Origin of the sequence: Paraburkholderia sp. GAS33 (assembly GCF_050436645.1) — a bacterium.
In the GTDB taxonomy this organism is placed as follows: Bacteria; Pseudomonadota; Gammaproteobacteria; order Burkholderiales; family Burkholderiaceae; genus Paraburkholderia; species Paraburkholderia phenazinium_B.
Genome location: NZ_JBNDMP010000014.1, coordinates 80,303 through 98,624, shown reverse-complemented (window position 1 = coordinate 98,624; position 18,322 = coordinate 80,303). Strand labels below are relative to the sequence as shown.

Below are 18,322 nucleotides of genomic sequence, written 5' to 3'. Positions count from 1 at the left end.
CGCAGATCAAAGGCGAATATCGCTGGCAGCGCAGGTGGAAGGAGCTAGTTGCGCATGGGCAAGGAGCGTGCTCGCAAGCTGATGGCGCAGCATGGGAACTCGCCGAGTCGGAGCTGGCTTTCACCCCATCGGGGCTGGCCTTTTGCCGATCGGCGCGATGAGCTATATTGGCCTGGACCGCACCTGACAGCTATTCGTGGCGCGTGCGAGGGCCGGAAGGGACGTGGTCGAGGCACTGTTGATGGGGTCCAAGATCTGAGGCGCTTCATCTGCCTTGAAGCCAATTGATAACATCGAGCGACTCATTGGGCCGCTCGACGTCCGTAGCATTGGAAAACCTCTCCTTCCGAACAAAGCTGTTCTGATTTTCATATCATTCCTTGGATTTTCTCTTCTGCAATGCGTTTCCTATGTCATCCTTGGCTATTTCAAGCCAAGGATGACAATTGTGCAGGTAAGCGGATGTTACTTCCCGGTTGCTTTCGACATTGGTATGTTGATGCAACATCGAAGATTTATGCACCCGGTATCCGGCCAAGATCTTCTCGCCAGCTGACACCCCAATGAGTCCAAGCTCCGCGATCTTGCACCAAAACTCGTAATCTTCCCAACCGTACGGAACGCTTTCATACCCACCGACACCGCTCCACACCCCTTTACTGATCAGAGCCATGGCGTCGATATAGTTTCCGCCAATAAACCGAACCGGATCGTAGGGCGATTCCCCCATCACATAGTCCGCGTCACCGAACGCGCAGATCTTTGGATAGATATATGCCGCACCCGTACGTTTGATAACATCGAGACATTGCTCCGCGCAATGTGGATACAGCTTGTTATCCGCATCAAGCGTCAAGACGTAAGGTGTTTCGGCGGCGTCAAATCCAACGTTACGTGTAGGGCCTAGCTTGGAATTCTTCCGATTCCGGAGCACGAATAGACGGTTAAATCTGTCTTTATTGCTTTTTACCCATTCCGTGGCAACGGTTAGTGACGCATCCGTGCTTGCATCGTCCACTATGATGAGGTCAATGTCATCAAGAGTTTGCGTTGCTACTGAGTTGAGGGCTTCTTCAACATATTGTTCGTAGTTATAGAGTGGAACAATGACAGTTACGTCAGACTGCACCAATCTGTCATGTTCGAAAATGACTTCTGACTCAGGTATATGTAGGCGCGCTGGATTAGGTGCCCGCTTGCTTATTTCATAAGCGAACGCCCGCGCGGCGGAACGGCCACCCACCGCCATATCAAGCATGGATGCCATCAAGTCGACTCTGCGATCTGGGCCAAATTTCCATAGAACATCACGCAATGCATTTCTGGCAGTTTGTCTTCTCCGCACAGGCATAGAGACGAGAGTTGCGAGAGCGGCGCGCCAATCAGCCTCATCATGAGCCAGAAAACCGGTGACGCCATGCTCTATTATTCTCCGATATGGCCCAGTGGGCGACGCAATGGTCGGTACTTCGACAAGGGCTGCTTCGAAATACTTGAGCTCGCTTTTTGCCTCACAAAAAAAGTTTCCGATTTCCAACGGCGCCAGATTTACATCAAAGCGTGCCAGTTCCTTCGGGAGATCTGGTAGTGGTACCATTTCTCGCCACTCTATCTGACCCATGACGTCGCACAACTCCGGGAATTCGTGAAGATCAAGCGTCGTTGTTCCCGACTTGTCACGGAACAGAACCAACCGCGCGTGCGCCTGCTCACGAAGAAGCGATGCAACTGCAGGAGCACAAATCGAAAAGTCCTTCTGATGGGTTCTCGACCCACTGGCATAACCGATACGAAAAAGACCGTCAGGTTGAGTCAACTTCACCGATCGCGCAGCCAAGCGAGATGTTCGGAAAGTGCAGAGGCTAAATCCATTTGGCATTACGAGCGCTGGCTTTTGCATGACCCGGTAGTGAGAGGCCAGTTCCTTCGTCGTGGCCAAGCATAGATCCGCTGCCATCATGGTCCGATGCATACGAGCGAAGTGCTCTCGTACCTGCAATGTTGTGAGGGACTGGGATCTGATGCCATCAATGAACTCAACATCGACGATGCGGAGATCAATCATTAGATCGTCCACATCGAAGATCAGCTTCGCCCGGTTTTCGCGGACCGTCGAGGCGATAGCTTCTACGCGATCATCCCACGCAGCTCGCCAGAGAATCACGATATTCGCTGAGGCCACCGTTTCGATGTATGAGTCGAATTCGTCGATTCCGTAGTGCGATACTGAACAACCAACTGTGCGAGCGGCGTCAGCCCAGTACAACACCCGGTAGCGATAGCCGGGCGTGTTAGGCTCTCCCCCGATCCAGACCACTTTCAATTTTGAGGCCGGTTCGATGTTTGCCTGTTGGACGATTTGCTCATCTGACGAAGGCAGGGGAAGATCCTCCACAGGCACGCTGGGACTCGCCAGCGTTTTAACGCGCGGTATTAGGGTGCGCCGAAGCAGCGCGCGAATGCTTTCAGGAATCCGGGCACCGATTGCTCTTATGGGGCGTAAGATGCGCCAACTGGTCGACCCCAAGACTGTCTCGAGATCACGCAGTAACATTTCCGATTGCCGGGCTGATAAAGCCGCATCCTGATGTGCCTCATCCAGTTGATGGTTCATTAGCTTTCGTTGATGGCGGGCTGTATCAAGCTCCCTGCAAATCCTGTCCAACTCCATCCGCAAACCGCCGCAATCGAGCACATGTTGATTTACCATTGCTTCACGACTTTCTTGTGCGACCCTTAGATGCTCGCGCCATTCTTGCTTCAGTAACGCAAGGCTATGCTCGGCCTTCTCGCGCAGAGTAACCTCTCGCGTCACCGCCTCGAGCGTCTGCGATAGCTGCTCTGCTTGTTGCAACTGCGCAGAATTGGACACATCCGGCAGAACCTCACCTATCGTTGATAACGTATTTATGAATTCGACGTCGGCAAAACGTGGCAACATTGAGTGTTCGTATATCGCTCTGTTTTTATAATACGCATTCGGCAAGAGATAAACGCGCTTCCGCAAAAAGGCAGAGAGTATTGACACGTGGAGTCGGTCGGTCTGCACGACTGCATGGGTAGCGATGAACGCTGCCATGCTCTTCGTGGAGTGTTTTGAAAACTCCGCAGACGTCCAAATGTCGCCGTTCCAAGAAAGCGAAATATCAATGTTCTCGGGGGAGAGGGGCACACTTCCTGCTGTTTCCCCGTCTTGCCTGAGTGCTCGTAGTATTCCTCTTCCTCGTTGAAAGAACTCTCGGAAATGTTCATCTTCCAGAAAAAATACTACGTCGTGAGAAAGAAACGTTTGGTCCTCGTTTGCGCCGTTTAGCAAGGCTAAACGATACGACACTGGCTCACGACAAAACACGGTTAAATTTTTGTGTGTCTCCGCGAGCACGTCGGCGAACCCAACGATCGTATGAGGAAGAAGGACGACACGATTGTTGGTGGCGTGACGTCGTATTAGTTCGGCAACGTCATCGTATCGACCCTCGATGAGGTTGCCACCACCGCCTATCAGGACTGTTTCTCCTTCAACTGTATCCCCCTGTTTGTGGGTGGTGAATGCTATACCGTATCTCTTAAATAGTTCATATGTGGCATAAGAGATGAAACCGTCTCCAGCATTTCCAGATTTTGGAAATATATGGATATGTTGGCATGCGATCGATTCCAGAAACTTAAGGAAGGGATCGGAGGCGAATGGCGGTTTTTCATTAGTCGAAGTTGCCGTCTGATATGTACGCATTGCATAACCTTTTTGTTGGCACGGATCCTTTATGGCGACGTTGGTAATATGCTGAGAGTGATACAAGTCGCCGGCGGGCGTGACAGTCGTTTAAGAACCAGTCGGCGGATTTTGGGCGAGTATTGCACGCTACGGATCGATCCGAATTATGAGAGAAATGGCTGCGCGCATTTCGGGTCAAGAACGTCTAGATGCCATGCTCGCATTCGCGCGACGAGTTGTGACAGTTGTTGAGTTGGATTACTGCGTTGACAAATACATACACTACGCGAGCAAGTTCCGGAATCTGTGCCTTTGTCACTGGATACCTATGCATTTGATCAGTCACGATCTTTTGGGGAACCGGACATAAATAAATGCAACACTCGCTTACGGGAACGTCTGGCGGAGACCTTGTCGCGTGGTTTTCGCAGCAGGATGTCTAGTTCGGCGCTGTGTTATTTTCCGTGAAACTTATCGCACCCCGATTAATCCTTCCATAAGGCCCGGCGTCGGGCAATTTTTTAAAACGATCGGACAATCTAATGCACATATTCACTGCTTCCGTATAAATTTCCTTCAGCTTTTAAGCATGTGCATCTATCGGGTATTCATCGCAAGGCGTTACTATTATCTCATCCACTGAGGCGTGAAATAGACAACAATTGTCAATTGCGAATTGCCCTGCGCTTGTCTGAAACGTCAAGTGCGATTTAACGGAATTAGGAAGCCGAACATGAGTTCTGAAGGGCGCGCCCTTGGGCGGCAGTGCCTCGAGCAATTCGGGATCCGCTATGATCTCGTTGCTTTTGTGAGCCGTACGCACCTGCCCGAGCACTGCGCCCAACCCACAACCCTATGCCCAGACCAGGTGTATTGCGCGCTCACCTAGCTGGTGCGAACCGGGAACCGTCTTGCCGTCAATCGCCACGCCTTGCCAGGGCAGCTCCAGGCAGAGGTGACTCGTCCACAGTGCCTAAAGCACGTTTCGAATTGCTTATCGGTAAGCGGCCAGGGAACCTTGCAATTACCCACTTCGATTCAGGGCGAGTTCATAACCTAGTTGAATATCGGTGAGGCGCCGCATGCCACGCCACACGACGGTATTACCTGGTGGCGCATCAGTGGCTCGACCCAGATTGCCTCCAGGCCGGGCGACCTTGATAAGGTTTCGCAGGAGCGGTGGTGCCTGCGCGGTAAGCGGCAAGTCAGGGACTATGCGCTCGAGCAATTCTATTTCCGTTGAGGTGAAGGCTGTCTCGGCTGGAGCTTGCGGCGCACATCGGCTGATCATTGTCAGCCAGAATATGCGCCAGCTCAGGATGCAGAATACGGAGATAAGGTTCGCAAGTCGATCGGCGGTGCGTAGCTTCGAGTCCTCGGCCTTGCATCCGGATTTGAGAATCTTGTGGAACGTTTCGATCTTCCAGCGCATGGCGTACCAGTCGAGCTTCTCGATCGCTTCTGCACGCGATTGGACCGGGAGTTGGTCAGCAGCTTCCACTCGATGCCAGGACGACCGGGCGGCACATCGCGCTCTTGCGCGTGGATCACCGTGAGTTGCAGCGCCGGGTAGCGGCTTTGCTTGCCGATGGGCGGCAACACCGTCATGCGCTGGTAGCGAAGCTCAAGGGTTACAGTCATCGGATGTCCCTTCGCATCACGAATCTCGACACGATGCAGTCCTTTGACCTTGACCTGCTCCATCTCGTCTGCGATGGTGTGATGGCCATCGCCGGCGAGTCGGTCAACGCAGGTCCGCACCAGAAAGTAGGTGCTTAGATCGTGCGCTGTGCAAAACAGTTCGTAAATGTCACTTTCCCGATCGCCAACGTGAATGCAACGCACCGGGTCGCCGAGCAGCGCCGTTGACTGGCGCATGTTCTCCAGCCATCGGTAACTCTCCTTCTCTTCAATTGGTACCCGTGTAGGATTGACGTGCCGCTTCAGCGCGGTAGTGCCCTTGAACCTGCTTCGGGTCCGGAATTTTACGGCGGCCAGACCCAGCGGCAATCCCTCGGCAGTAACAACCAGACTCGAATGCATCAGGATGCCGCATTGTGTCAGCGACCTTAGCGAGCCATCTTTTCCACACTTGATGGCCATCTTGCCTGTATAGCCGATCAGTTCCGGGCGCTCCCGCTGATACGAGAATGTCGTCGTATCCTGAAGGATAAGAATGGGGCCCTGCGTCGACCTGAAGCGCTTTGCACTCGCATGGAAGTGACCGCTCAAGATCTCCTGCTCGCTGACCCGTTCATTGGACAGGAATCGGTAAGCTGCCTTCGTTGAAGACCAATCCTGACATGCAAAGGGGATCGTCTGGCCTATGCCTGACCATAACCGTTCCAGCACCATGCCAAAGCGCTTGCGCAATCTGGCATCCTGAAACTTGCTCGCCTCGATTTCCTTCTCGAACCAGGCCTGCTCGTCTGCCCGCTCTTTTTTAGCCATCTCGCTCGCACAATGACTATAACGCGTGCCAGGTTACCAGGTTTCGTGGCTGAAATGAAAATCATCTAGCGGGTCTCCGGCCGCTGCCCGGAAGGCGTAGCGGGGTTAAAGTGAGTTTGCCCAATCACCGTAACCGAACGGAGGCCCGAAATGAAATATTGCGGCATTGACCTGCATTCGAGCAATAGCGTAATAAGCGTGACGGACGAAACGGACCGGGTGGTCGCCGAGAAGCGACTGCCCAATGAGCTGTCGAAGATTGTGGCGTTCCTCGTGCCGTGGCAGGCGGAGCTCGCCGGCGTCGTGGTCGAAACGACCTACAACTGGTACTGGCTCGTCGACGGTCTGCAGGCGAATCGCTTCACGGTCCATCTGGCGCACACAACTGCGATAAAAAAATACGATGGGCTCAACCATAGTGGCGACGAAACGGCCGCGCGTTATCTGGCTCACCTGTTGCGACTGGGAATCTTGCCCACTGGGACGATTCTGCCGCCCGAAGTGCGTAACGTGCGCAATCTGGCTCGCAAGCGCATGCAGCTCGTACGCAGCCGCACCAGCCATATCCTCGCGGTTGAGAACATTACCGCCCGCCAGTTCGGAAAGCGCGTCACGAGCAATCAGGTCAAACGAATGGACGACGAGGCCATCAATCACATGGGGCTGCCGGATGACGTCGCACTCGCGGTATGGGCAAACGTTGCGACCATCGCAACGCTTGGCGCACAGATCAATGCCATCGAAAAGCGTCTCCAGGAAAAGGTAGCAAGGAATCCCGACCATGCATTGCTGGCGACAGTGCCTGGCATCGGTCAGACTCTCGCAACCGTCATCCTGCTCGAGGTCGGGCCCATTGAGCGCTTCGCCAGCCCCGGCAACTTCGCGTCGTACGCGCGCTGTGTGGACAGCCAGCACACGAGCAACAGCAAAAAGAAAGGTGAAGGCAACACCAAAAATGGTAACCAGTATCTGTCCTGGGCATTTGTGGAGGCAGCGAACTTCGCACAGCGCTACTGCGCCGAGGCCAGGCGATTCTATGAACGTAAGAAGGCCAAAACTAACCCCGTAGTGGCGCGCAAGGCCCTGGCGCACAAGCTGGCCCGTGCGTGTCTCCATATTCTGAAGGAGCGCAAACCCTTCGATGTGACGCGCTGCTTCGCATAGAGCTAACGACGGCAGCCAGCAAGCCCCCATTACCCACTGGCTTACAAGCCCTGACGAAATGAATGGGATGCCGTGCTGCCGTCCCCGATCAGCAGTTAAAAGCGGATCGCCCGCAATGCGAACCAGTCACCGATTGGCGCCCCGACGATGGGGTAGCCCATTCACATGTGCAATCACATGGACGCATTGCGCTACCAATGTTCTTCTGGGGCGGCATGGCCGCCAGGGCGATGGTAGGTTGGATCGGTCACTCGCTTGATCCACATGGGTGTGTGGCGCGATCCGTCGCAGCCACGATGAGAAGAAACGGGCGCGCTCAGCTGATGTCATCGGGGATCGTGAAATTGAAACTGGCCGCTAACGCGGCCATGTAGGCGGCTGTTCCCTTGACACCGTCCCGCTAATGGGTGTGGGTAATCACAAGCCAGGGAACCCGTCTTGACGGACTCAGCTAACCGACGGTCACAGTCGGCTGCCAGCGATGAGGCAGCAATGCCGCGCGCTTACCTTATTTCCAGCGCTTCACAGGACTGGAGACTGGCCAGTGGTGTCGATTCCGCTCAATGAACGCGCACTTCACATCGACTCCTTTGCGAAGTACGCTGCTGGAAAATCATCTGGTGCTGACAACAGTCCGTGCTGGACGAGATGACTCGGGGCAGATTGGCAATCAATCTGCCGCACATCCAAGATGCAGTTGCTACCGGTAGAAACGTGTGACGATAACGTAAGGGACTATCGGGAAAAGATGAACCAAGACACTAAAAACTCCCTCCCCATACAGGTGCTGGACGAACTGGCCGCCGGTTCCGTTCACTAGACGGGAATGGTCTGCCGCATAATTCTTAATACGACACGAAGCATCCATGGCGGTGCGATCGATATGCCCGATATCATGGCGTGAAGCTTCACCTTGTACCTGATGCCCGCGTATCGGTTGGATCCAACGATTTCGGCGAATTTTCTCAGGATCTGGTTGCATTCCTCCAGATGCTCAAGGCGCTTCAGTTTCGCCTTGATGGAGTCTGCGAGGAATGCCCGCCCGAAGCGCGGCATGATGCAGTCCCTGAAGAAGTAGAGTCCACGGTCGGGATTGTCCGGGAACATCTCCGTCAGCTTCACAAAGTACTTGAACCGGCTGCGCGACATCTTGACGGAATAGGACGTGCTCTCACTGTGGATACACCAGACCGTAACGGGCTTGTCGACATAGTAATTCGTGAAACTCTTGCGGAAGATGCGCAGGAACAGGTCATCATCTTCATAGCCCATGAACTGTGGATCGAACCCGCCAACGGCCTCGAAAGCCTTGCGGGTAATGATCGATGCAGAGGGCAGCACGAACATGTCGGAGCGCAGCAGATCGATCAGCGACTTCTTTGGGTTTGATGGCGAGTGCTCTTTCACCGAACTGGAAAAGACGAGGTCGCCGTCGCCATCGGCGATGTATAGATCGGCATAGACGAAGCCTAAGCGTCTGTCATTTGCAGGTAGATTGTCGACCAGTGTCTCGATATGCGTCTCAAGATAGAAATCATCCTGATCGAGAAAGCACAGGTGGTTCGACTTTGACGCTGCTACGCCGGCATTGCGCGCCGATCCTTGGCCGCCGTTTTCCTTGTCGATGATCTGGAATGAATATTCCCCGGTGAGACGCCCAAGCGCTTCGCGTTCCTCGGGCTTCGACCCGTCGTTGACAATGATGAATTCATCGGGCTGGACGGTCTGCCCGATGACGCTTTTGATGGCCCGCTCGATCCATCTTGACCCGTTATAAAACGGAACAATTACAGCAACGGTCGGTCTCTCAGTCTCTCGTTTCATATATTCCTCATTGGGCGGCGCTAATTATCTTGGCCGGCAGGTTGCCGCGCGTAGCCGTTCGCGCTCACGCGGCCATACAGGTGCCTCTCAACCGGAAAGATTTATTTGTCCAGCCCCGCGTCGGTGATCTGCACCACATCCATGTTCTGGAATTTCCGGCAGTCCTGGTTCATCGTCGCCTTGTACAACCACGGACGTGGTTTCAGTTTATAGACAATCGAGCGCCCATCCTCGCCCACGATACGGGCGCTGCTGACCAGGCTCGTGATTTCGTGTGCCCGTTGCCCGCCCCCGAGTTTCCTGGCTGGCCCGCAACGAAATGCCTCTTTCCTTCGATCTCGATCAGGACGGTCACTTCGGTGCCGACCACCTTGTCCAGATCGAGATTGGCCGTTACGCTGGGCGAAAAGCGGCAGCGCATCGTCGCTCCTGAGGGTGAGCAGATAACGGTAATCCTTCAGCCTGCCGAGCGTTTCGGAACCCTGCAGGTGGACTGAAACGAGCACCGGCTGGCCGTCCATGCCGTGCGTGGGCACCGGTGCGCTAGAGACGGCCAGCGCCGTGCCACATGCGGTCCGGTCGCTTATGTAGGCGACAAGCTTGTCCTTGTGGGTGAACCTGCCGCTGGCAATGATCGGAAACACGCCGCCGCACTTCGGACACTCGACCGCGTGGCTGTCCAGCGCGATATTGATACCCATCTGAAAAAAATTGGGTGCCGCCTGGATCACCTTGCCACGGTGATCCGTCATATCACCGAGCCGTGCCATGGTGCGTCCCTGTTCGTCCTTCATACGCGGTGCCCGGCCGAAAGATTCATCTACTGGTGCCGCGTTGAGACTGCGTGGCTGTCCCGGTCAGAGACGGACAAAGGCAGAACCCGAAGCTAGCACCGCTGCTCCCCTAAAAATGGGGAGAAGATGTCAATCTACAGGGCATCCACAAGCGATACTGTCAACGATTGCAAACCTGTTTGACGAGTCTCAGGGCGATTGCCTGAAACGTTAAACGCGATTTAATGGAATTAGGGAGTCGGACATGAGGGCTGAAGGGCTTGTCAGCCAAGGAGTTGAGCGAGATAGCGGTCGTTTGCACACGCTTTGAGGCGACGGTTCTTCAGCCCTACTTTTGTTGTCGTATCAAGTTGGAGCAGGTTCATGACGATGCGTTGCAGGATGGCGAAGTTTTGCGCAGCATTGTCGACGCGTACTTGGCACTGATCCTCACCGAAGGTCGCGTCGATCACCCAATGATGCGAATTTTCGATGCGCCAGTGCGAGCGCACGGCATGAGCGATGTGCGCCGCGTCCGGTGGCAGGCTGGATACGTAGTATCGGTGCTCTGTCGTGACCTTGTCGTCGATCTCGTGCGAGCATCCCTATCGAGCGCATGCCGGGCCACAGGGCCGGCTGCTGCCAGCGAGTGAGAATGTCGCTGGCGACGCACCGGCGCGTCTCGATACGCCCGTGATCCTTCTCGACCTGACGGTGCCCGGTGATGAATATTCCCCGGTCAGCCAGCGCAACGCGTTCGATGGCATCGAATGTGGTAAGGATGTGTGCAAGTAGCGAGGGCTGGTTGCCCCTTGACCGCGAGAACATAGTCGGCCCGGGCCTTCACGATGCGCGCGGCGATGGCACTCCAGCAGCCCATCGCATCGATGGTGACGGGGTCACGTCAAGAAACGGACTTTTTCATACGTTAAGGTCGCACTCTGGTCGATTTTTACAGCACGCAACCGCCGGAATCGCCCCTTGGTGACGCGTTTGCTGGCGTGCCACACATAGTCGCCCGTCATGTTGATGTGATTCCAGCCCAGCGGCGCGACGTGCGGGATCAGGCGGTTGTCTATCTCGCGCTGCTGCCGCAAGGCTGCCATCGACCGCTCCAGATACACCGTGTTCCACAGCGTGAGCGCAGCCACCAGCAGATTCAGGCCACTGGTCCGGTAGCGCTGGCTTTCGTACGAACGGTCCGGTATCTCGCCCAGCCGATAGAAGAACACCGTCCGTGCCAGCGAGTTGGGGGCGTCACCCTTGTTCAGTCCGGCCGACCCTCATTTCAGAATGAACAGCGCGCGCCCGATGCGGCCCAGTTCACGCAAGCCGACGGCGAGGTCGTTTTGCCGTGGATACGCGCTGAGCTTGCGTAGGATGAGGGACGCCGTCACCGTGCCTTGCTGGATCGACGCGGCCAAGCGGACAACGTCATCGCATTCCCGCTCGATCAGTTTCCGGTTGATCGACCAGCACGTTGCGATAACGCACGCCATCCCGCCGTCCACACCGCAAGCGGAGCTTCCGCACACTACCCGGCTTGCCATTCTGACCGTGGAGGTGCTGCAGCTCGCTGTCACGTCCGACCTGCAGAAAGGTTTTTGATGAAGCAGATTCGTAAGTGGAACTACGCCCCAGACCCCGTATAACACTCCTAATTGAGACATTTATATGCAGATGCGGTGCGAACGCTTTGCCGCGCGGCAACGTTTCACGGGGTAATCGTCCTTTCCGTGCAGAATCCAGAGGTGGGCGTGTGCAGAGCCGCTTGCAGTGATGCTCAATGGTCCCACGGTTTTCACGGAGTCGACGGATAGCGGCTACTCCAGTACCAACACGACACGACGCGTACGCGCGGTTTTCTTTTCCATCTTGGCGACACGAACCGTGCCTACTTCGGACGTATTGGCCACATGCGTGCCGCCGCAAGGTTGCACATCCACCCCCTCGATTCTTACCAGGCGAACCTGCCGGGTCCCCACCGGCGGCTTCACGCTCATAGTGCGAACGAGGTCCGGGTTGACCTCCAGTGCTTCGTTGCTCATCGTGTCGATCGATACCACCGTGCGCCTGGCGACCAGGTCCGCCAGAGCAACGTCGATACTGTCACGCGATAGAGGATCGCTGGTGACGAAATCGAGGCGTGCGTAGTCCGCCGTGATGCTGCAGCCGTCAACCGGGAATGGCAAGACCGCGCACAGTAAATGTGCGGCCGTGTGCAGGCGCATATGCTGATATCGGCGTTCCCAATCTATCTCCGCATAGACAAGCTGGCCTTCAGCGAGCTTAGCCTGCAACGAGGCTTGACCGACATCTGGAACGTGCAGCGCATCGCCCGGCCCTGATCCGCTGGACTTTCCCTTACGCGTATCGGCGATACGCAGCCGCGTCCCGTCGTCCAGAGTAAGCCAGCCGCTGTCTCCGGCTTGGCCGCCGCCTTGGGGGTAAAACACCGTTCGGTCCAACAGAAGTCCATCACCATCGACGCAAATAATCCGTGCCTCGCAGCTTCGTAGATAGGCATCTTGGCAGAACAATGCTTCGGTCTTCATCGTAGGATCTCCATCGGTTTCACCGTTGACCAACTTGCCGCGGTGCCGCAGGTCGCGGCCATGGACCGTCGCTGTATGCTGATCTTCGCATATCGGCGGACGCGCCCACCTTGTCGCTGGGCGCACCTAACATTAGTTGACGTTCGTAACGGGCCATCGGTGATAAGTTGGTCTGGACTAGGCTAATTGGTTGGTCTTATCAGTGCCGGGCGAAGAATTGCTACCAAGTCTCCGGTCGATGGGCGCCGAATGATGCCCATTTGTTTTCGCGTCGACTCGACGTGGAGCAACGCCGCTCACTGGCCACCGTCGCGATCGAGTTCGCTATCACGTCCGATCTGCACTAGCTCTGGCGGTTGATAAACCTGCGGGAGCGACCGGCATGAATGCAACTAACCGTCTGCCGGCACATTCTCCACGAACGAGCGGGCAGCCTGCTCGCGAAGCGTTGCCTGTAGCGGTCTGGAACATCGCATCAAACGGTTGGCGCGGTATCCGCTACGACCCATTGGCACAACCCGGTGCATATCTGCGTTATGCGATCTGAGCTTCCCGATGACGCTCAAAAGTTATATGACAATCGTTGTCATTGAGGATGGCTGACTAATGATAGGTTTTCGAACATTGACCTTGCCGCCTCCTGGCTTCATTTGGACGGCCGCTGGCGTCGTCACCTGGATAGCATATGACAACCGTATTCATCTCCGGCTCGACCTCCATCGGGTACCTGGATCCGATGTTCAAGGACCGAATCGACAGAATTACGAATTTAGGGCTCGAGGTTATTGTCGGCGACGCCGATGGCGCCGACACGGCGATTCAGACTTATCTGCATGAGCGGGGCGCATCACTTGCGACCGTTTACTGCAGTGGCTCGGATCCGCGCAACAACGTTGGCGGCTGGCCGGTTCAAGCGGTGGAGTCAAAGCACCGTCCTGGGACCCGCGCCTTCTTTATGGAGAAGGGGGTCGAGATGTCCCGGACGGCCGACTACGGCGTCATGATGTGGGATGTGCAAAGCTCGGGCACGCTGGGCAACTTAATCGAGTTGCTGAGGCGGAAAAAGAAGAGCCTGGTCTTTGTGAGTCAGGCGAAGACATTCAGGACAGTTGGCGACCTTTCGCAACTTGAAGAGCTGGTGACCTTGATGTCGATACGCGCGCGCTGGAACGCCGACGAAAAGATCCGTCTCTCAGAGAAGATCGATGGACTGAGACACGATCAAACCGCATCCGCTTTCTGATTGCTGCCAGCTTCCCGGCCTGATTGACGGATCGAGAGGGGTGAAGGCGTTAAACTTAAGGTCTCTCAGGTTCGGTCCAGCCCTCGGAAAATGACCGAACCTTCAGCCGGCGCATGCGCCAGCTTTTTTTACCGCGGGCGGGGCGTCGTGGTGGCAGTGCCAGGGTAATGCCCCCGGACGTATTGTCGAGAGAATTCGCCTTCAGGTGGCTTGCCATATCCACCCGGCGTGGGAGCCGGTGGTTCCGCTTCAATATCCAATGGCATCGACCACGCGAACGTTCGGGCCTAACGGCATCAAAATGACGGAACGTTTCGAGTGTTGCCTCAACCCGCCCGCTGAATCATCTGTGCATGCTTACCGTTGATCGTCTCAACGGCCTTCTTACCCGCGTGCATGTGAGAAATATGAATTTCGCTCGATTTCGTGAACCGATGCCCAAGGTGCACTGTGTACGAATTGGTCGCCCAACTCACGAAACCGGTAAAGTAAAGCGCTCCGTCAAGATCGCGCCACTTGACGCCGACAACGCCCTTGCTCCACGGCAGGACGCCACGTCTTAACCAGATGCCGCTGTCGTCCATATAAAGAACGTAGCTACGCGCAAGTGCCACCTTATAGACCGTCCCCGCGACGATCGCGAGCGCGACAATGATCGCGGCAGCCGGGGCTTTCCCCCATAGCGTAGGGGTAACTACGATGAGAATGAAAGCCGCGATTATTGTCCAGCCCACCCAAGCCATCCATGATTTCCTTGCCAGAACCACCAGACCTGTCGACTGGGCCGGCAAGATTTTGACTACATCGCTCATACTCGTTTCCCTTTTTGTTTAACGATCCACTGAGGTTTGGTCTATCACGCAGTCCTGACGTTGCTTCAACTATCGCCGCGTCACGAGTTGCTCCGCCTTGCTCCTGACTGCGCGGATTGCCATTGCTCTGCTCCGAATAGGGTACTTTGCGATCCTATGCGCTATTCGCCATGGGAATCGTCAAAGTTTGATAAATTTTGGAACTAATGCAGTAAGCGGGCTACCGGGGAGCGCGCATATTCTGCCTTATCAGGTCCTTCAAGTTTCTGTGGTCAAGAGGTCGAAGCGCATCTGCCCTGATTAGCGTAACTAAACGTCGACTCTCCCTCATTATCCCAGCCACATGTGTTCCATTTAATTGCGCTCGCCGCCTGATCCCCCTACATTCGCTGACTTTATCCCCTGAGCATCAATGCTGTTTTATCCAAGGTATTGAGGAAATCGACGGTGTAGCGCCGGCGGTCGATTCAGCGTTTCAAACATAAGTTTTGCGCCGCCGCGGGGCCTGCCTATTCTGCATTGCAAAGTAAAAATACGGATGAACTTGAGCTAAAGACACCGGAACCTGACAATCGTTGACAGTAATGTGACGCCCCTGGTGCTAGCTTGACCTGACAGTAAAGCTGCGACTTGCTCGAGCGCCGCGCGATCGGATGTTGGGCTTTGTGTCGCAGGTAAATCAAAATCTGCCAGGTGCCAACAGTGAACTACAGTGAACGACTTCAAGCCTTTCAACAGTACTTTGGTTCACAAAGCCCAAAATGGACGTTCGCTGCCGATAGCAATGCACTTGAATTGCTTGATGTTGGTGGCAACGTAGCCGTGGTCATTGGTCTCGGGACACAAGAGGCCGAAAAAATCAGGGCGCTCGTTGAGGGCAGCAATGGCCTGCAGCTGACACTGAAGCTAATCGGAAAATACACGACCGTCAGATTGTTTGGCCGGAGGTCCAGCGAGAACACGTGGACAGGGTTAGTTTCGCTTGTGCGGACGGGCGTCGACTCGAGTGTGGTGCCGACACCCGAATCCTTCGCTGAGCGAGTCGTCTCGGAAATCCGGACGCTCGTTGTCGTTGTTGATCGTGAGGGCCGAATTCGACGTTTTAACCAGGTCGCGGAGGAGTGCTCCGGGCTAACTGAGGAGTCGGTGATTGGCAAGAGTGCATTCGACCTCTTCATGGACGCTGATGACGCCGCCGCGTCACGGGCTAACATCTCGCGCTTTTATCAAGGGGGAAGGACATTCGCGGTCGAGCGCTGGGTAAAGACGGTTAGCGGCCCGCGACTTTTCTTGTTCCGCAACCGATTCATGGATGGCGATGGGTCGCCCGAAGAAGCGTTCCTGATTTGTTCCGGGACAGACATCACCGAAGAGCGTGCAGCGTTGAATAGGCTGCAGGCGGCAGCGAATTCCGACATGCTTACCGGTCTTCGAAGCCGCTTCCATCTGACCTGCTTTCTCGATGAGGAGCTGATCAAACCCGAAACAGTGGGGCGGCTGTGTCTCGTTTATGTCGACCTGAACAACTTCAAGCGAGTCAACGATACGCTTGGTCATGAAGCTGGAGATCAGCTAATAAGAAAGGTAGCGCAGCGCCTAGAGAGCGTAGCCACGGAGTCGAATCTTGTAACGAGGGTTGGTGGGGATGAGTTCGTGCTGTTGACGACAGGCGACACTGCCGCTAATGATGCTGTGCAAATAGCGAGCCGAATCCTGGTTGAGTTCGAAGCGCCGTTCGCCTTTAGGCTCAGCGCGTATCGACTCACCGTTAGCGTTGGAATTGCATCTCACGTTGATTTGGCCCACGGTGCGCACGACCTGTTATCAAGAGCGGATCTTGCGATGTATGCGGCAAAGGACGCGGGCCGACTCTCTGGCAAGAGCACGTACGAGGTCTACACAGCGGAGATGAGTCTTCGCAGCGAGCGATCGGTCGAGCTGTATCAGTCATTTCAATACGGCTTCCTCCGCAATGAGTTTTCGATCAGCTACCGGCCGATAGTTGGAGCGGGAAACGCCCTTACCGGCATAGCGGCAAGCGCATGGTGGTACCGTCAAGGGAACGTCGAAGTGCCGCCGGCGGAACTCGGCGAACTTGCCAAGTCGCTGGGCTTTTCAGTGCAGCTCGGCGAGTACACCGTGTCGAGGGCGTGTCGATGGATGTCAGTGCACAGGTGCAATGACAACGCACCGCTAAAACTAGTACTGGATGCATCTCAAGAGCAATTGCTTGATGGAGACATCCTCGGTTGCATTTCGAGTATGAGGCGTGAACTCGATATGGGCGACACAGCGGTGTACGTTGTGGCCTCTGCTGACTCCATTTTGCGCGCGAGCCCGGACGTCCGCGAGCAACTCAGGAACGTTCGAAAGCGGGGGTTGATGCTCCTGGTGGCTGTGGGAAGCGAATCCGCGTGGCCCAACTTCGCTGACGTGCAGTTTGATGGCATCCGTCTTGCCGCCGACCTGGCGTCGGCGGTTCTGGAACAACCAGCCGTCGGCGCCCAGGCGGAGGGGACGATCAAGGCATGTGGGGAACTCGATCTGGTCGTTCTTGTGGACGGTGTCGATTCGGCAGCACAAGCTGCCTGGTTTGGTCGGTTCGAGAACGTAGAGCTGCAAGGCACGCTCGTTTCATCTTCGGTCAGTGTCTGCGGAATCAAAGAAGTCTCGAGCGGCTAACGGGGAATCGACAGATGAAGTCAGACACGTCGATGCCTGCGGTGCAGGGAGTGCTCTACGAGAGCACCGATAGCGTGCTCGAGGACCGGGTGCACCTCCGTCTAGATGATGGGGGCGATGGCCGTTGCCTGTTGACGAGGGAGCTCATTCGCGGAGATGGAATCCGCTTTAGCCAGGCAATAGACATTGGCAGTAGCGCTGCGTTATACGACTTTGCGACTAGCGATCCATATGCGGCCCTTTTGCGTGGTCGCTACGAAGCGCTATTGCGCCGGATCGAAACAAGGAAATCACCCCGGCTGTCGCCCTCGCTAACTGTAGAGGGCGCGATCGGCGCGATCGATCGGATATCTGATTGCCAGACGGAAGGAGAGTTGCTGCAAACCGTCCGCAGCATTGTGCGGTGTCTCGGGGCATCTCAATTCGTCTACCAATGGCTGAGATTCGAGGGGGCGTCGGTTGACGATACGGATGCCGTGGAGTCACGATATCTGATTGGGTGTCGGCCTTCGTGGATGCAGCAATACGTGGCGAGGCTGTGGTTCATGAATGATCCATTCGTGACTTACGCCCGTACAAGCGTTGCCCCGGCTCTCTCTTCGGGGATTCACGTACACCGCGCGGATCACTGGCTCGTGACCGAAGGCCGAAGTCAAGGCTTTAACAGCGGGATCGTGGCTCCTGCACATCTACGAGGTAGTGGCCTCGTTGGCCTGCTCTTTGTGAGCAACCCAGAGTCTCCGGTTACGGGGGATCCGAAGCTCTGGCAGCATCGGGTCTTGTTCCGGGCACTTTCATCAGAGCTGCTCGACTGGCGGGTTGTGCAGTTGCGACGCGAAGCCAGCGCTACCTATGGTCTTAGTGAAAGCGAACTGCTCGCGCTCAAGACACTACATGACGGCGGTATGGCTGAGCACGTGGCCGAGCGCCTCGGAATTTCGAAGAATGCGGTCTACCAGCGGGTCTATCGCAGCATCGACAACAAAATGGGGGTCGCGCACATTGCCGACGCGGTTGAGAAGGCGAGCGCGCTGGGCTTACTAGGGTGAGGGTGAATAACACGGACAGTGATGGTCGTCAATACCAATCAATAGTCTTGAATT

At 55.7% G+C, this 18,322-nt stretch carries 14 protein-coding genes and 1 pseudogene; 6 read left to right on the top strand and 9 right to left on the bottom strand.

Features of this window, described 5'->3' with window-relative positions; translation table 11 throughout:
* Nucleotides 1-373 precede the first annotated feature (373 nt).
* The 3 genes from P3T24_RS32215 to P3T24_RS32205 all read right to left on the bottom strand — a co-directional run bounded on the left by P3T24_RS32215 (nt 374) and on the right by P3T24_RS32205 (nt 6,166).
* Nucleotides 374-3,733: a glycosyltransferase gene (locus tag P3T24_RS32215; RefSeq protein ID WP_429440856.1), complete on the bottom strand. Its 3,360-nt coding sequence runs from the start codon at nt 3,731-3,733 to the stop codon at nt 374-376.
* 1,006 nt (nt 3,734-4,739) lie between these two features.
* Nucleotides 4,740-5,006, bottom strand: a complete 267-nt coding sequence (locus tag P3T24_RS32210; RefSeq protein WP_429440854.1) for a hypothetical protein — start codon at nt 5,004-5,006, stop codon at nt 4,740-4,742.
* Between the two features lie 23 nt (nt 5,007-5,029).
* A complete protein-coding gene (locus P3T24_RS32205; protein ID WP_429440853.1) occupies nt 5,030-6,166 on the bottom strand; it encodes an IS4 family transposase in 1,137 nt (378 codons plus the stop codon).
* A gap of 150 nt (nt 6,167-6,316) precedes the next feature.
* On the opposite strand from P3T24_RS32205, the gene P3T24_RS32200 reads away from it, so the two are divergent.
* The gene (locus tag P3T24_RS32200) at nt 6,317-7,330 is read left to right on the top strand and encodes an IS110 family transposase (protein WP_429440851.1); all 1,014 of its coding nucleotides are present in this window, start codon (nt 6,317-6,319) and stop codon (nt 7,328-7,330) included.
* Nucleotides 7,331-8,146: 816 nt separating this feature from the next.
* Here P3T24_RS32200 and P3T24_RS32195 read toward each other — a convergent pair.
* The 3 genes from P3T24_RS32195 to P3T24_RS32185 all read right to left on the bottom strand — a co-directional run bounded on the left by P3T24_RS32195 (nt 8,147) and on the right by P3T24_RS32185 (nt 10,472).
* Nucleotides 8,147-9,154 carry a glycosyltransferase family 2 protein gene (locus tag P3T24_RS32195; RefSeq protein ID WP_429440849.1) on the bottom strand — a complete coding sequence of 336 codons (1,008 nt, stop codon included), beginning with the start codon at nt 9,152-9,154 and terminating at the stop codon, nt 8,147-8,149.
* 101 nt (nt 9,155-9,255) lie between these two features.
* Complete coding sequence (locus tag P3T24_RS32190; RefSeq protein WP_429440848.1) at nt 9,256-9,948, bottom strand: PAAR domain-containing protein; 693 nt, start codon at nt 9,946-9,948, stop codon at nt 9,256-9,258.
* A gap of 263 nt (nt 9,949-10,211) precedes the next feature.
* Nucleotides 10,212-10,472 carry an ISAs1 family transposase gene (locus P3T24_RS32185; protein ID WP_429440946.1) on the bottom strand — a complete coding sequence of 87 codons (261 nt, stop codon included), beginning with the start codon at nt 10,470-10,472 and terminating at the stop codon, nt 10,212-10,214.
* 28 nt (nt 10,473-10,500) lie between these two features.
* Here P3T24_RS32185 and P3T24_RS32180 point away from each other — a divergent pair, with 28 nt between their 5' ends.
* Nucleotides 10,501-10,722, top strand: a complete 222-nt coding sequence (locus P3T24_RS32180; protein ID WP_429440847.1) for a hypothetical protein — start codon at nt 10,501-10,503, stop codon at nt 10,720-10,722.
* Between the two features lie 104 nt (nt 10,723-10,826).
* On the opposite strand, the pseudogene P3T24_RS32175 reads toward P3T24_RS32180, so the two are convergent.
* Both P3T24_RS32175 and P3T24_RS32170 read right to left on the bottom strand, forming a co-directional pair.
* Nucleotides 10,827-11,399 (bottom strand): annotated as a pseudogene (locus P3T24_RS32175) (Tn3 family transposase); the annotation flags it as partial.
* Between the two features lie 351 nt (nt 11,400-11,750).
* On the bottom strand, nt 11,751-12,482 hold the full coding sequence (locus P3T24_RS32170) for an alanyl-tRNA editing protein (RefSeq protein ID WP_429440845.1): 732 nt from the start codon (nt 12,480-12,482) through the stop codon (nt 11,751-11,753).
* 382 nt (nt 12,483-12,864) lie between these two features.
* Here P3T24_RS32170 and P3T24_RS32165 point away from each other — a divergent pair, with 382 nt between their 5' ends.
* Both P3T24_RS32165 and P3T24_RS32160 read left to right on the top strand, forming a co-directional pair.
* A complete protein-coding gene (locus tag P3T24_RS32165; RefSeq protein WP_429440843.1) occupies nt 12,865-13,029 on the top strand; it encodes a hypothetical protein in 165 nt (54 codons plus the stop codon).
* Between the two features lie 138 nt (nt 13,030-13,167).
* Nucleotides 13,168-13,725 (top strand): hypothetical protein, encoded by a 558-nt coding sequence (locus tag P3T24_RS32160; protein ID WP_429440842.1) that lies wholly within the window; start codon nt 13,168-13,170, stop codon nt 13,723-13,725.
* 326 nt (nt 13,726-14,051) lie between these two features.
* On the opposite strand, the gene P3T24_RS32155 is transcribed toward P3T24_RS32160, so the two are convergent.
* On the bottom strand, nt 14,052-14,537 hold the full coding sequence (locus tag P3T24_RS32155; RefSeq protein ID WP_429440841.1) for a hypothetical protein: 486 nt from the start codon (nt 14,535-14,537) through the stop codon (nt 14,052-14,054).
* Nucleotides 14,538-15,239: 702 nt separating this feature from the next.
* Here P3T24_RS32155 and P3T24_RS32150 point away from each other — a divergent pair.
* A complete protein-coding gene (locus P3T24_RS32150) occupies nt 15,240-17,219 on the top strand; it encodes a diguanylate cyclase domain-containing protein (protein WP_429440839.1) in 1,980 nt (659 codons plus the stop codon).
* A 14-nt stretch (nt 17,220-17,233) separates the two neighbouring features.
* The gene (locus tag P3T24_RS32145; protein WP_429440837.1) at nt 17,234-18,268 is read left to right on the top strand and encodes a helix-turn-helix transcriptional regulator; all 1,035 of its coding nucleotides are present in this window, start codon (nt 17,234-17,236) and stop codon (nt 18,266-18,268) included.
* Nucleotides 18,269-18,322: the final 54 nt, after the last annotated feature.